Here is a 13,475-nt window from a genome sequence, read left to right on the forward strand (position 1 = left end):
CTTTTTGTTACCAAAAACCATAAGCCAATTCGAAAGGCCCTCCGCCGGCGGTTCTCCTGCTTTAATTTCACCCATTTGAATATGTCGGCCACTATAGAGCTGACTGGAGAATGTGCAAGCCTGGCTGCCGGGTACCGCTGGCAGCACACCCGGCGCTGCCGCCCGGCTTCATTTCCGAAGGAAAAAACATGATTCTCGTCACCGGCGGCGCCGGCTTCATCGGCTCGCACACCTGCGTCGCTTTGGCGGCCGCGAACATCCCCTTCCTCATCCTCGACAACTTCTGCAACAGCCGCGCGTCGGTGCTCGAGCGGGTGGCGAAGATCGCCGGCACGGTGCCGCTGCATGTCGAGGGCGACGTGCGCGACGAAGCCCTGCTGGCCCGCCTGTTCGCCGAGTATCCGGTCGAGGCGGTGGTGCATTTCGCCGCGCTCAAATCGGTCGGCGAATCGGTGCGCGAGCCGTTGCGCTATTACGACAACAACGTGGCCGGCACGGTGACGCTGCTGCGCGCGATGCAGAAGGCGGGCGTGCGCACTCTGGTGTTCTCGTCGTCGGCCACGGTGTACGGCGATCCGGCCTCGCTGCCTATCCGCGAAGACTTCCCGCTCTCGGCCACCAACCCCTACGGCTGGAGCAAGCTGATGATGGAGCAGGTGCTGGCCGACGTCGACGCGGCCGAGCCCGGGCAGTGGCGCATCGCGCGGCTGCGCTACTTCAACCCGGTCGGCGCCCACGAGAGCGGCCTGATCGGCGAGGACCCGCAGGACATTCCCAACAACCTGATGCCCTACGTGGCGCAGGTCGCCGTCGGCATGCGGGAGAGCTTGAGCGTCTACGGCGACGACTACCCGACGCCCGACGGCACCGGCGTGCGCGACTACCTCCATGTCTGCGACCTGGCCGACGGCCACGTGGCCGCGCTGCGCTACCTGCGCGAGCACCCCGGCCTGCTGACGGTGAACCTGGGCACCGGCCGCGCGGTGTCGGTGCTGGAGATGGTGCGTGGCTTCGAGCAGGCGAGTGGCCGGCCGGTGCCCTGTCGCATCGTCGCCCGCCGGCCTGGCGACGTCGCCGCCTGCTGGGCCGATCCCGCGCTGGCCGAGCAGTTGCTGGGCTGGAAGGCACGGCACGGCCTGGAGCGGATGTGCGCCGATGCCTGGCGCTGGCAGGACGGCGTCGGCCGGTCGCTGTAGCTTTCTGCGGTCGCGGCGCGGGGGAGCCGCGGTCGGACGACGGCCGCCGGCGGCGCGAAGTGCGGCTCCTACAATCGCCGTATGCCTGTCATCTCCCCCGCATTCCAGGCCGTGCGGCCCGCACCTTTCCATGGAATTCCCGCACTGCACCTGGCGCTGCCCGGCGGCGCATCGGCCGTCGTCGCACTGCAGGGTGCGCAGGTACTTTCCTGGATGCCGGCCGGTTGCCAAGAGCGCCTCTATCTCAGCCCCCGCGCCCGGCTCGATGCCCACAGCGCGATCCGTGGCGGCGTACCGGTCTGCTTTCCGCAGTTCAACCAGCGCGGCCCGCTCGCCAAGCACGGCTTCGCCCGCAACCTGCCCTGGCGTGTAGAGCACGGTGCTGCCGACGACCACGGCGTGCGCGCCGTCCTGGCCCTCGACGACACGCCGCAGACCCGCGCCTGGTGGCCGCACGCCTTCGCCGCCCGCCTGGCGGTGGAACTGACCGACGCGCACCTGCAGGTCGAACTGACGGCTCACAACACCGGCGACACCGCCTGGGACTTCACCGCCGCCCTGCACACCTACCTGCGGGTGGACGACGTGGCGCAGGTTCGGCTCGACGGCCTGGACGGCTGCGCCCGCAGGGATTCGGTGGTCGACGTGCATGCGGTGCAGCGTGGCCCGGTCGGCTTCGGCGGCGAATACGACTGCGTGTTCTCTGCGCCGTCCGGCCCGCTGCGGCTGCAGGCCGGCAGTGCCGCCGTGGGCATCGTGCACAGCCCGTCTTGGACCAACACCGTGGTCTGGAACCCCGGCGAAGCGCTCTGCGCCACGCTGGCCGACATGCCGGCCGACGGCTGGCGCCGGATGCTCTGCGTCGAGGCCGCCTGCGTCGACACGCCGGTGCCGATGCCGCCCGGCGCGTATTGGTCGGGATCGCAACGGCTGCAACTGCTGTAGCCCGCGGGCGCCCTGCGCGCCGCACACACCTTCTTCCTTTTCCGCGGATTTTCCATGCTCGCCAAACGCATCATTCCCTGCCTCGACGTGACCGGCGGCCGTGTCGTCAAGGGCGTCAATTTCCTCGAACTGCGCGACGCCGGCGACCCGGTGGAGATCGCGGCCCGCTACAACCTGCAGGGCGCCGACGAACTCACCTTCCTCGACATCACCGCCACCAGCGATGACCGCGACCTGATCCTGCCGATCGTCGAAGCCGTCGCGTCGCAGGTCTTCATCCCGCTGACCGTCGGCGGCGGCGTGCGTACGGTCGAGGACGTGCGTCGGCTGCTCAACGCCGGGGCCGACAAGACCAGCTTCAACTCCGCCGCCATCGCCAACCCGCGGGTGATCGCCGACGCGTCGGCCCGCTACGGCGCTCAGTGCATCGTGGTGGCGATCGACGCCAAGCGCCGCAATGCCGAGGACGAGCGGCGCCTGGACGGCGACGGCCGCGCGGCCGGCCCGGGCTGGGACGTCTACAGCCACGGCGGCCGCAAGAACACCGGCCTGGACGCCGTCGCCTGGGCCACGAAGATGGCCCGCACGGGCGCCGGCGAGATCCTGCTGACCAGCATGGACCGCGACGGCACCAAGAGCGGCTTCGACCTGGCGCTGACCCGCGCGGTGAGCGACGCCGTCTCGGTGCCGGTGATCGCCTCGGGCGGGGTCGGCAACCTCGACCACCTGGCCGACGGCGTTCAGCAGGGCGGCGCCGACGCGGTGCTGGCCGCCAGCATCTTCCACTACGGCGCGCACACCGTACGAGAGGCCAAGGCGCGGATGGCGGAGCGTGGCATTCCCGTGCGGATCTGAATGCCGTTGCTATAAAAAATATAGCTAGAGGTCGGCGAAAATCGCCGGCCGCGGCTACGAATCGCTTAAAAAAAGACGTTCGGACTGCCTGCGGCGCCGCTAGTGCAGCATGCTCGACATCGCCGACAGGCAGTTGAGCATCCGCACCGCGGCCTCGATGGTCGGCGCGTCGAACGCCAGCGCCACGCCGCCGGTGCGCTGGAGCGTCGGCCATTGGCAGAAAAGGTCGGCCAGCGCCGGCGTCTGGGTGTGCAGCCGCACCGCGACCGGCTTACCGGCGGTGGGAAGCTCCAACGCCATCCGCTGCGCCAGGCCGGTGGCCACGCCGGCGCGGATCGCCGCGCGGGCGGCGGTGGGCGACAGCGAGATGCCGCTGTTCTGCCCGGTCGCGCGCTTGGTCTGCACGAAGTACGCCCGCGGGAACCGCGGCCGCGTCTCTGCGACGAAGGCATCGTCGCCGCTGGCCATGGCCACCGGCACGCCGTAGTGGGCGGCCAGCGCGCCGTAGAGGCCCGCCTCGCCCACTTCCTGCCCGTCGAGCCAGATGCCGGCGAAGGCGAAGCTGTTGATCGTGTGCGCCAGGATGCCGGGCGCTTGGGCCTTTGCGTGGTAGCCGACCATGCAGACCGCGTCCATGCCGTGCTCCACGCCCGACACCATGCTCAGATAGCGCGGCTTGCCCTGCACCGCCATCGCGCGCGGGTCCAGCAGGTCGGGCAGCAGGTTGCGGAAGCCGCCGTGCGAATCGTTGACCCACACCTCGGCCGCGCCCGCGTCGAACGCACCCGCGATGGCCGCGTTGGCCTCGTCGGTCATCAGCCGGCGGGCGCGTTCGTACTCCGGGTTGCCGGGGCGCACCTGCTCGGGGTGGTAGACGCCGGCCACGCCTTCGATGTCGGTGGAGATCAGGACTTTCATGGGGCGTGCGGGCCGCCGGGCGGCGGGTTCGGTGACAGGGGAAGAAGCGGCGCGCCCCGCGCCAGCAGCTCGGCCAGCGCGGGGCGGTGGTGGCCGTCGCGGCCGGTCAGGGCGCGGGCGTGCCAGAGGGCGTGCACGATCGCCTGCTCGGTGCTGTCCGCCACCGCCTGGAAGAGCGGGTCGAGCAGCGCGTCGTGCAGCATCGCGACGGCGGGCATCGGCCGCGCGGGATCGGCGGGCACGGTGTAGGCGGTGGAAAAGGCCAGCGCGATGTCGCCGCTGCCGTGGCCGAAGACCGAGCCGGTGCGCGCCAGGCCGGCACCGGCGCGCAGGGCCAGCCGCCGCAGCTGCCGGGCGTCGAGCGGCGCGTCGGTGGCGACCAGCAGGATGATCGAGCCGCGTTCGGGTGCATCGGTGTCGTCGGCGTTAAGTCTGGTGCGCAAGGCGCCGGGTGCGTCGCGGAGGTCGGCATTGCCAGGGCCGGGCTGCGGACCGTCTGCGATCCGTGCGGCCAGTGTGGCGCCGACCGCGTGGCCCGCCAGCACCAGTTGCGGCAACCGACCGTAGTTCGCCAGCACCAGCGCGCCCACCGTGCGGGGGCTCCCGTCGCCGACCGATGCGATGCGGGACGCGGTGCCGATGCCGCCCTTCATCTGGAAGCTCGACATGCCCCGGCCCGCACCCACCGCGCCCTGTCCGACCTGTGTGCTGCAGGCGTCCAGTGCCTGCCGGTAGTGCACCTCGGTCACCGCCATCCGCTGGATGTCGTTCAGGTAACCGTCGTTGCATTCGAAAACCAGCGGGTTCACCGTCGGCAGCGCGCGGCCGGTGGCGGGGTTGTGCGCGATGCAGGCGCGCACCTGAGCCGTCGCCACGCTGCCGACGGCGAAGGTGTTGGTCAGCGCGATCGGCGTCTCCAGCGTGCCGATTTCCTCCACCTGCACCAGGCCCACGCTCTTGCCGAAGCCGTTGAGCACGACGGCCGCGGCCGGCACCTTGTCGCGGAAAGGGTCGCCGCCGTGCGGTCGCACCACGGTCACCCCGGTCTGCACCTCGCCTTCGGCCAGCGTGCAGTGGCCGACGGTGACACCCGCCACGTCGGTGATCGCGTCGCGCGAACCGGCGGGCAGCGTGCCGACGACAGGCGGCCGGGGCCGCGGCGTTGCCAGGATCATGTGCGGTCGATCTTGGGGTCGAGCGCGTCGCGCAGGCCGTCGCCCAGCAGGTTGAAGGCGAGCACGGTGAAGAAGATCGCCAGGCTCGGGAACAGCGCCACGTGCGGCGCGTTGACCATGTCGGCCCGCGCCTCGTTGAGCATCGCGCCCCACTCGGGCGTCGGCGGCTGGGCGCCCATGCCCAGGAAGGACAGGCTGGCCGCGGTGATGATCGAGGTGCCGACGCGCATCGTGAAATACACCACGATCGACGAGATGGTGCCCGGCAGGATGTGGCGGGCGACGATGGTCCAGTCGGATGCGCCGATGCTGCGCGCCGACTCGATGTAGGTCATCTGCTTCAACACCAGCGTGTTGCCGCGCACCAGCCGTGCGAACGCCGGCACGCTGAACACCGCCACCGCGACGACCACGTTGGTCATGCTGCTGCCCAGGATCGCCACCACGCCGAGCGCCAGCAGGATGCCGGGAAAGGCGAACAGCACGTCCGAGATGCGCATCACGATCCGGTCCCACCAGCCTTCGTAGTAGCCGGCCAGCAGGCCGAGCACGGTGCCGATCGCGCCGCCCGCCGCCACCGACAGGAAGCCCGCGGCCAGCGAGATGCGCGCGCCCATCAGGATGCGGCTGAAGATGTCGCGGCCGAGCGGATCGACGCCGAACCAGTGCATCGCCGACGGGCCGTCGTTGAGGCGGTCGTAGTCGAAGTAGTTCTCGGCGTCGAAGGGCACCAGCCAGGGCGCCAGCACCGCGACGGCCACCAGCAGCAGCACGAAGGCCAGCGCGGCGACGGCCACGTGCTGCTTCCTGAACTTGCGCCAGAACTCGCGCCAGGGCGTGCGGACCGCGCCGGCCGAGGCCGATTGCGCGGTGGCGGCGACGGAGGCCGCCGCGGTCTGCGCCGCGTCGGGCGGGGTGGGGATGGAGGGCGTGGTCATGCCGGGTACCTCGGGGCAGGTGCGTTCACTTGTAGCGAATCGTGGGGTTGATGAAGCCGTAGAGCACGTCCACCACCAGGTTGATGAGGATGAATTCCAGCGAGAACAGCAGCACCAGCGTCTGGATCACCGGGTAGTCGCGCATGGTCACCGCATCGACCAGCAGGCGGCCGAGGCCGGGCCAGTTGAAGACCATCTCGACCACGATCGAGCCGCCCAGCAGGAAGCCGAACTGCAGGCCCATCATGGTGACCACCGGGATCAGCGCGTTGCGCAGGCAGTGCTTGAGGACGAACACCCGCTCGTTCAGGCCCTTGGCGCGCGCGGTGCGCACGAAATCTTCCTGCACCACCTCGACGAAGGAGGCGCGGGTGAAGCGCGCCATCACCGCCGCCACCGCCGCGCCCAGGGTGAGCGAGGGCAGGATGTAGTGCTGCCAGGTCGCGGCGCCCACGGTGGGCAGCCAGCCGAGCCGCACCGAGAACAGCTGCATCAGCGTCATGCCCAGCGCGAAGGCCGGGAACGAGATGCCCGAGACCGCCAGCGTCATGCCGAGCCGGTCGGGCCACTGGTTGCGGTAGACCGCCGAGACGATGCCGATGCCCATGCCGAAAACCACCGACCACGCCATGCTGGTGATGGTCAGCAGCAGCGTGGGCATGAAGCGCTCGCCGATCTCGGCGGCCACCGGCCGGCGGGTCCGGATCGAGGTGCCGAAGTCCCCCTGCACCATGCGCGAGAAGAAATGCACGAACTGCTCGGGCAGCGGCCGGTCGAGGCCCAGCTCCTGGCGCACGAGCTGCACCGCGGCTTCGTCGGCGTCCGCGCCCGCCGCCAGGCGCGCGGGGTCGCCCGGCAGCATGTGGACGAACAGGAACACCAGGACCGCCACGATCAGCAAGGTGGGCAGCAGCCCCAGCAATCGTTTGAGGGAGTAGTTCAGCATGGGATGCGGCGCCGCGGCGCTTACTTCAGCGCGATCTCGTCGCTGTTGATGTTGCCGTCGGGCATGACGTAGACACCCGAGAGGCGCTTGGCATGGGCATAGAGCACTTCCTCGGTCACCAGCGGAATGCGCGGCAGATCCTTGGCGAGTTGTTCCTGCGCGGTCTTGTAGAGCGCGGCACGTTCCGCGCCGTCATTGGTGATGAGCGCCTTGGCGACGGATTCGTCGAACACCGGGTTGCTGTAGAAGGCGTAGTTCGCCAGCTTCGGTGCCCAGGATTCGGTCGAGAACAGCGGGCGCAGCGCCCAGTCGGCCTCGCCGGTGGACGAGGACCAGCCGACGTAGTGCATGCGCAGCTTGGACGTCTTCGGGTCGGGCCAGGAGTCGACCAGTTCCACCCGCTTGCCGGGCTCCAACGCTTCCACCGTCACCTTGATGCCCACCTGCTGCAATTGTTGCTGCAGGAACTGGATCACCTTCTGGCTGGTGGTGTTGGTGTAGTGGCTCCACAGCACCGATTCGAAGCCGTTCGGGAAGCCGGCCTCTTTCAGCAGGTCCTTGGCCTTCTGCACGTCGTAGGGAATCGGCCGCATCTTCACCGCGTATTCCACGCCCTGCGGCACGAAGCCCTGGGCCGGGAACGCATAGCCGTTGAAGGCGACCTTGGCCAGCGCGTCCTTGTTGATAGCATAGCCGATGGCTTCACGCACCTTCGGGTTGTCGAACGGCTTCTGCAGCAGATTGAAGGTGAGGAAGCGCTGGATGATGGACGGCGAGGAAACGACCTCCACCTTGTCGCTCTTCTTGAGCGTGGCGATCTGCTCGTAGGGCAGGGTGAAGGCGAAGTCGGCCTCGCCGGTCTGCAGCATGGCGGCACGGGTGTTGTTCTCGATCACCGGCTTCCAGGTGATCTGGTCGACCTTGGGATAGCCCTGCTTCCAGTAGCCGGCGTACTTCTTGCCCACGATGGCCTCCGTCTGCTTCCATTCGACGAACTCGAACGGGCCGGTGCCGACCGGATGGAACGCGATGTCCTTGCTGCCCCACTTGGCCAGCGCGGCGGGCGAGATCATCGCGGCCGAGGCGTGCGCCAGCGTGTTGATGAACGGGCCGAAGGGCTCTTTGAGCGTGATGCGCAGGGTCTGCGGAGCGACCGCCTCGACCTTGGCCACCCGGTTGAACTGGTTGGCGCGCAGCAGCCGGTTGGCGGGGTCCATCACCCGGTCGAGGGTGGCCTTGGCGGCGGCGGCGTTGAAGTCGGTGCCGTCGTGGAACTTCACGCCCTGGCGCAGCTTGAAGGTGTAGACCAGGCCGTCCTTCGACATCTCGTAGCTCTCGGCCAGCACGTTCTTGATCTTCAGGTCCTTGTCGAACTGGAACAGACCTTCGTAGAAGCTCTTGGTGACGGCCGTTGTGATGGTCGTGTTGGTGTTGTAGGGGTCGAGCGTCTCGGGCTGTTGGTAGATGGCCAGCACCGCGTTGCCGGCCGCCAGCACGGAGCCGGACGCGGCCAGGGCCGCCAGGGCCGCCAGGGCCATCAGGCCCTGGGCGATGCGGCGGGAGGAGAGGGTCTTTTGCATGTGTAACTCCGATGGGACAGAAAACGAAGGCGGAAGTCGCGAGGGGGGAAGCGGCTAGTAGGGGCCTGCGAACGCGGACGCGGGTCGCTCAGTAGAGGTTGGCGATGGCGTGGCGCGCCACGAAGTGGCCCGGCGACACCTGCACCAGTGGATGCACCTCGGGCTCGTCGCCGAGCGCGCGGATCGGGCTGGGGATGTCGCCTTCGAGCAGCGAGCGCGTCAGGTGGCGGCGCGCCGGGTCGGCGATCGGCACCGCGTCCATCAGCTTGCGGGTGTACGGATGCTGCGGGTTCTCGAAGATGGCGCGGCGCGGGCCGATCTCGACGATCTGGCCGAGGAACATCACCGCCACCCGGTGGCTGATGCGCTCCACCACCGCCATGTCGTGCGAGATGAAGAGAAAGGCCACGCCCAGCTCGCGCTGCAGGTCGATCATCAGGTTGACGATCTGCGCCTGGATCGACACGTCGAGCGCCGACACCGACTCGTCGGCCACCACCACCTTCGGTTTGAGCGCCAGCGCGCGCGCGATGGCGATGCGCTGGCGCTGTCCGCCGGAGAACTCGTGCGGATAGCGCTGCGCGTATTCCCGCGGCAGGCCGACCTTCTCCAGCAGCCAGTCGACCCGCGCCTGCGCCGCCGTGCCGCCGGCGACCTTGTGCACCAGAAGCCGCTCCATGATCGAGAAGCCCACCGTCAGCCGCGGATCGAGCGAGGCGAACGGGTCCTGGAAGATGAACTGGATGTCGCGGCGCAACGCCTGCACTTGCGAGGTCGGCAGGTCCAGGATGTTGCGGCCGCCGAATTCGATGGCGCCGCCCTGGCTGTCGACCAGCCGCAGCAGCGAGCGGCCGGTGGTGGACTTGCCGCAGCCCGATTCGCCGACCAGGCCCAGCGTCTCGCCGGGGTGGAGGTCGAAGCTCACCTTCTCCACCGCATGCACCCGGCGGGTGATGCGGTTGAACAGCCCCGCGCGCAGGTCGAAGCGGGTGACCAGATTCTTCACCCGCAGGATCGGCGGCCGGCCCGCGGTGCGGGTGTCCACCGGCGCGTCGGAGGCCGTGCCCGCGGCACCGTCCACCGCGACCCCGCCACCCTGCAGCAGCGCGAACGGGCGCGGCAGGTCGGTGCCCCGCATCGCGCCCAGCTTGGGCAAGGCCGAGAGCAGTGCCTGGGTGTACGGATGCCGCGGCGCGCCGAAGATCTGCACCGACGGGCCCTGCTCGACCTGGTCGCCGCGGTGCATCACCAGCACCCGGTCGGCCACCTCGGCCACCACGCCCATGTCGTGGGTGATGAACAGCACGCCCATGTGCATCTCGGTCTGCAGCTCGCGGACCAGCTGCAGGATCTGCGCCTGGATCGTCACGTCGAGCGCGGTGGTGGGCTCGTCGGCGATCAGCAGCTGCGGCTTGCAGGAGAGCGCCATCGCGATCATCACCCGCTGACGCATGCCGCCCGATAGCTGGTGCGGATAGCGACCCAGCACGTTGCGCGCCTCGGGGATGCGCACCAGCTCCAGCATGCGCAGCGCCTCGGCCCGGGCCGCGCCGTGCGACTTGCCCTGGTGCGCCCGGATCGCCTCGGCGATCTGGTCGCCGGCGGTGAAGACCGGGTTGAGCGAGGTCATCGGCTCCTGGAAGATCATCGCGATGTCGGCACCGCGGATGCCGCGCATCGTCCTGCCGCCGGCCTGCGCCAGGTCGAGCACCTCGCCGTTGCGGCGGCGGAAGTCCATCCGGCCGCCCACGATGCGGCCGCCGCCGTGCTCGACCAGCCGCATCAGCGCCAGCGAGGTCACCGACTTGCCCGAGCCCGATTCGCCCACCACCGCCAGCGTCTCGCCACGGTCTACGTGGAAGGACAGGTTGCGCACCGCGTCCACCGTGTGCTCGGAGGTGGAGAAGCGCACCGTCAGGCCATCCACGGCCAGGGCGCGGCCGTCCTGCAGGGCGGGCGAAGGAGAAGAGGGGGATGCGGGCATGGCGGTGCGTCAGGAAGCGGAAGGCGGGCGGAAAAGGCTCAGCCGAAGATGGCGGTCCGCGGCTCGTCGCCGACGGCGGCATGGCCGCGGTACATGCCTTCGGTGTTGAAGGGCAGGGCGACGTTGCCGTGGCGGTCCACCGCGATCAGGCCGCCCCGGCCGCCGAGGGGCGGCAGGGAGCGGTGCACCACCGCGTCGGCCGCGTCGGCCAGCGATGCGCCGCCGTAGGCCATGCGGGCGCAGACGTCGTGGGCGGCGACCACGCGGATGAACATCTCGCCGCTGCCGGTGCAGGAGACGGCTGCGGTGCGGTCGTCGGCATAGGTGCCGGCGCCGATCAGCGGCGAATCGCCGATGCGGCCGACGCGCTTGGCGGTCATGCCGCCGGTGGAGGTGGCGGCGGCCAGGTGGCCGTGCAGGTCGAGCGCCACCGCGCCGACGGTGCCGAACTTGCGGTCTTCGTCGAGCGGTGCGACGGCCGCTTCTGGCGACGCTGGCGCCGACGCGGCGGCGCCGTCGTGGTCGAGCACCGCGCCTGTGTCGGAGGCGATGGCACGGTGCAGCTGGGCACGGCGCGCGTCGGTAGAGAAATAGGCAGGGTCGACCATCTCCAGTCCGGCATCGGCCGCGAAGGCCTCGGCGCCCGCACCGGCCAGCAGCACATGCTCGCCGTGCTGCAGCACCGCGCGGGCGGCGCGTACCGGCCGGCGCACCCGGGCCACGCCGGCGACGGCACCGGCGGCGAGCGTAGCGCCGTCCATCACCGCGGCATCGAGCTCGTGCGTCTCGGCGCGGGTGAACACGGCACCGCGTCCGGCGTTGAAGTAGGGGCAGTCCTCCAGAAGTTCGACCGCATGCGTCACCGCATCGAGCGCGCTTGCGCCGCCGGCCAGCAGCGCTTGGGCGGAGACGAGGATGCGGCGCAGGGCGGCGTGGTAGGCGGCCTGCTGCGTGTCGTCCATCGCGGCGCGGGTGAGGGTGCCGGCGCCGCCGTGGATCGCGATCACGGCGCGGAAAGGGGGAGCGGCGGTCATCGGGTCTTGCGGGAAGTCGGGGGCGCCGCGGCACCGGGGCCGGAGCGGTCGGGTGCTGTGCCGCGCATGGCGTCGGTGCCGGCCTCGTGAAGCCAGGGCAGCACCGCCTCGGTCATCTCGGCGGCGGATTGCAGCGGATGCGGTGCGCTGTGCGCCACGGCACTCGACAACGCTTCGATCAGCGCCAGCACGCTCGAGTCCGAATTGGCCGCGTACTGGTTTTCGGTGCAGGCGAACAGGCAGACCTGCGCCAGCGGCGCGAGCGGCGAGCGGGCATCGTCGGTCAGCGCCAGTACCGGCACGCCGCGGCGGCGGGCCTCGCGGGCCAGCAGCACCGTGTCCGTGCTGTAGCGCGGATAGGCGATCGCCACGAGCAGGTCGTCGGCCCCCATGCGCGGCAGCAGTCGGCCGCCGTAGGAGGCGCCGCCCACGCCGGCCAGCAGCTGCACGTTGTCGCAATACGGGTCGATGCCGCGTTGCAGCAGCCCGCCCAGCCAGCCGCTGGCGCCGTAGCCGGCGATGTAGATGCGGCGCGCGCCCAGCAGGGCCTGCACGGCGCGCTCGCAGGCGACGGCGTCGAGCGCGTCGCGGGTCTTCTCGATGTTGCGGTGCGATTCGTCGAGCGCGGCGGCGAACACCTCGGCCACCGTGGAAGGCTGGGCCAGCCGGGTGCGCAGCTTCTCCACCGGCGCCAGCGTGGCCTCGAAGCTGCGGACCAGCTCGGCCCGCAGCTGCGCATAGCCCTCCAGCCCGATCGCGCGGGCGAAGCGGTTGGCGGTGGCGACCGACACGTCGACCTGGGCCGCCAGCGCCTCCACCGGCACGGTCGCGACCTGCAGCGGATGCGCCAGCACATGGTCGGCGATCTTCTGGTGGGAGCGGGTCAGGGCTGGCCGGGCGCGGGCGATGCGCTGGGCGATGGTGGGCGGACGGTCCGATGGAGTGGGCGGTTGCACGGTGCGGGGGAAAGAAAGATGACGATGTCGTGAAAAAGCGGACTGAGAAAATTCTCTCACGGCTTTTGGAAAATAGATATTTTTATATCATTCGGTGCACGGGGCACCGAAAGGGTGCGCATGCAAATCGCCGACAATCGTCCGATGAACTGGCTCGACGAAGTGAAATGGGACGCGCAGGGACTCGTGCCCGTGATCGCGCAGGAACAGGGCAGCAACGATGTCCTGATGTTCGCCTGGATGAACCGCGAGGCGCTGCGGAAAACGGCCGAGCTGGGCCGCGGCGTCTACTGGAGCCGGTCGCGCCACCGCCTCTGGTTCAAGGGCGAGGAATCGGGCCACGTGCAGACGGTCCACGAGATCCGGATCGACTGCGACAACGACGTGGTGCTGCTGAAAATCACCCAGGAAGGCCATGCGCCCGGCATCGCCTGCCACACCGGCCGCCATAGCTGCTTCTTCAGCGTGCTCAAGGATGGTGCGTGGACGCCGGTCGATCCGGTCTTGAAAGACCCCGAATCCATCTACAAGTGAGCGCCATGGCCGCACCCACCCCTTCCGCCGTTTCCCAGGACGCGCTGGCGCGCCTGGCCGCCGTGATCGAAAGCCGCAAGACGGCCCACGGCGGCGACCCCGACAAGAGCTACGTCGCCCGTCTGCTGCACAAGGGCCCCGACGCCTTCCTGAAGAAGATCGGCGAGGAAGCCACCGAGGTGGTCATGGCCGCCAAGGACGCGGACCACGGCGGCGATGCCGGCAAGATCGTCTACGAGGTGGCCGACCTGTGGTTCCACTCGATGATCGCGCTGTCGCACTACGGCCTGACGCCGGCCCAGGTGATCGCCGAGCTGGAGCGCCGCGAGGGCACCAGCGGCATCGAAGAAAAAGCCCTGCGCAAGGCGCAGGACCGCGACGCTTCGGAGTCGGCGCCCCGCTGATCCGGACCAC

The 13,475-nt window shown here is 69.8% G+C and carries 13 protein-coding genes; 5 read left to right on the forward strand and 8 right to left on the reverse strand.

Annotated elements, in window-relative coordinates; all coding sequences use genetic code 11:
* Positions 1–188: 188 nt before the first annotated feature.
* From galE to hisF, 3 genes are all read left to right on the forward strand, one after another.
* On the forward strand, positions 189–1,196 hold the full coding sequence (gene galE / locus DFQ15_RS07265) for a UDP-glucose 4-epimerase GalE (protein WP_110465385.1): 1,008 nt from the start codon (positions 189–191) through the stop codon (positions 1,194–1,196).
* A gap of 81 nt (positions 1,197–1,277) precedes the next feature.
* Positions 1,278–2,141 carry a D-hexose-6-phosphate mutarotase gene (locus DFQ15_RS07270; RefSeq protein ID WP_110465341.1) on the forward strand — a complete coding sequence of 288 codons (864 nt, stop codon included), beginning with the start codon at positions 1,278–1,280 and terminating at the stop codon, positions 2,139–2,141.
* Between the two features lie 54 nt (positions 2,142–2,195).
* The gene (gene hisF, locus DFQ15_RS07275) at positions 2,196–2,996 is read left to right on the forward strand and encodes an imidazole glycerol phosphate synthase subunit HisF (RefSeq protein WP_110465342.1); all 801 of its coding nucleotides are present in this window, start codon (positions 2,196–2,198) and stop codon (positions 2,994–2,996) included.
* Between the two features lie 99 nt (positions 2,997–3,095).
* Here hisF and DFQ15_RS07280 read toward each other — a convergent pair whose 3' ends face one another.
* The 8 genes from DFQ15_RS07280 to DFQ15_RS07315 form a co-directional block, all read right to left on the reverse strand.
* Positions 3,096–3,914 (reverse strand): M55 family metallopeptidase, encoded by an 819-nt coding sequence (locus tag DFQ15_RS07280; RefSeq protein ID WP_110465343.1) that lies wholly within the window; start codon positions 3,912–3,914, stop codon positions 3,096–3,098.
* The gene (locus DFQ15_RS07285; RefSeq protein ID WP_110465344.1) at positions 3,911–5,089 is read right to left on the reverse strand and encodes a DmpA family aminopeptidase; all 1,179 of its coding nucleotides are present in this window, start codon (positions 5,087–5,089) and stop codon (positions 3,911–3,913) included. Before DFQ15_RS07285 ends, DFQ15_RS07280 begins: the two co-directional genes overlap by 4 nt.
* Positions 5,086–6,027 (reverse strand): glutathione ABC transporter permease GsiD, encoded by a 942-nt coding sequence (gene gsiD, locus DFQ15_RS07290; protein WP_110465345.1) that lies wholly within the window; start codon positions 6,025–6,027, stop codon positions 5,086–5,088. The genes DFQ15_RS07285 and gsiD overlap by 4 nt, the downstream gene beginning before the upstream one ends.
* A 25-nt stretch (positions 6,028–6,052) precedes the next feature.
* The gene (gene gsiC / locus DFQ15_RS07295; RefSeq protein WP_110465346.1) at positions 6,053–6,973 is read right to left on the reverse strand and encodes a glutathione ABC transporter permease GsiC; all 921 of its coding nucleotides are present in this window, start codon (positions 6,971–6,973) and stop codon (positions 6,053–6,055) included.
* Between the two features lie 20 nt (positions 6,974–6,993).
* A complete protein-coding gene (gene gsiB, locus DFQ15_RS07300) occupies positions 6,994–8,553 on the reverse strand; it encodes a glutathione ABC transporter substrate-binding protein GsiB (RefSeq protein WP_110465347.1) in 1,560 nt (519 codons plus the stop codon).
* 88 nt (positions 8,554–8,641) lie between these two features.
* Complete coding sequence (locus DFQ15_RS07305) at positions 8,642–10,537, reverse strand: dipeptide ABC transporter ATP-binding protein (RefSeq protein WP_110465348.1); 1,896 nt, start codon at positions 10,535–10,537, stop codon at positions 8,642–8,644.
* Between the two features lie 38 nt (positions 10,538–10,575).
* Positions 10,576–11,571, reverse strand: a complete 996-nt coding sequence (locus tag DFQ15_RS07310; RefSeq protein ID WP_110465349.1) for an isoaspartyl peptidase/L-asparaginase family protein — start codon at positions 11,569–11,571, stop codon at positions 10,576–10,578.
* On the reverse strand, positions 11,568–12,527 hold the full coding sequence (locus DFQ15_RS07315; protein WP_110465350.1) for a MurR/RpiR family transcriptional regulator: 960 nt from the start codon (positions 12,525–12,527) through the stop codon (positions 11,568–11,570). The genes DFQ15_RS07310 and DFQ15_RS07315 overlap by 4 nt, the downstream gene beginning before the upstream one ends.
* A 144-nt stretch (positions 12,528–12,671) precedes the next feature.
* Here DFQ15_RS07315 and hisI point away from each other — a divergent pair, with 144 nt between their 5' ends.
* The gene (gene hisI, locus DFQ15_RS07320; RefSeq protein WP_110465386.1) at positions 12,672–13,061 is read left to right on the forward strand and encodes a phosphoribosyl-AMP cyclohydrolase; all 390 of its coding nucleotides are present in this window, start codon (positions 12,672–12,674) and stop codon (positions 13,059–13,061) included.
* Between the two features lie 5 nt (positions 13,062–13,066).
* The gene (locus DFQ15_RS07325) at positions 13,067–13,465 is read left to right on the forward strand and encodes a phosphoribosyl-ATP diphosphatase (protein WP_110465351.1); all 399 of its coding nucleotides are present in this window, start codon (positions 13,067–13,069) and stop codon (positions 13,463–13,465) included.
* Positions 13,466–13,475 lie beyond the last annotated feature (10 nt).

This window comes from Xylophilus ampelinus (assembly GCF_003217575.1).
In the GTDB taxonomy this organism is placed as follows: Bacteria; Pseudomonadota; Gammaproteobacteria; order Burkholderiales; family Burkholderiaceae_C; genus Xylophilus; species Xylophilus ampelinus.

Coding starts and splice junctions, on each gene's coding strand:
- gsiB (WP_110465347.1), bottom strand. CDS start 8,553: ATGCAAAAGACCCTCTCCTCCCGCCGCATCGCCCAGGGCCTGATGGCC.
- gsiD (WP_110465345.1), bottom strand. CDS start 6,027: ATGACCACGCCCTCCATCCCCACCCCGCCCGACGCGGCGCAGACCGCG.
- galE (WP_110465385.1), top strand. CDS start 189: ATGATTCTCGTCACCGGCGGCGCCGGCTTCATCGGCTCGCACACCTGC.
- DFQ15_RS07280 (WP_110465343.1), bottom strand. CDS start 3,914: ATGAAAGTCCTGATCTCCACCGACATCGAAGGCGTGGCCGGCGTCTAC.
- DFQ15_RS07310 (WP_110465349.1), bottom strand. CDS start 11,571: ATGACCGCCGCTCCCCCTTTCCGCGCCGTGATCGCGATCCACGGCGGC.
- DFQ15_RS07325 (WP_110465351.1), top strand. CDS start 13,067: ATGGCCGCACCCACCCCTTCCGCCGTTTCCCAGGACGCGCTGGCGCGC.
- hisI (WP_110465386.1), top strand. CDS start 12,672: ATGAACTGGCTCGACGAAGTGAAATGGGACGCGCAGGGACTCGTGCCC.
- hisF (WP_110465342.1), top strand. CDS start 2,196: ATGCTCGCCAAACGCATCATTCCCTGCCTCGACGTGACCGGCGGCCGT.
- gsiC (WP_110465346.1), bottom strand. CDS start 6,973: ATGCTGAACTACTCCCTCAAACGATTGCTGGGGCTGCTGCCCACCTTG.
- DFQ15_RS07270 (WP_110465341.1), top strand. CDS start 1,278: ATGCCTGTCATCTCCCCCGCATTCCAGGCCGTGCGGCCCGCACCTTTC.
- DFQ15_RS07305 (WP_110465348.1), bottom strand. CDS start 10,537: ATGCCCGCATCCCCCTCTTCTCCTTCGCCCGCCCTGCAGGACGGCCGC.
- DFQ15_RS07285 (WP_110465344.1), bottom strand. CDS start 5,089: ATGATCCTGGCAACGCCGCGGCCCCGGCCGCCTGTCGTCGGCACGCTG.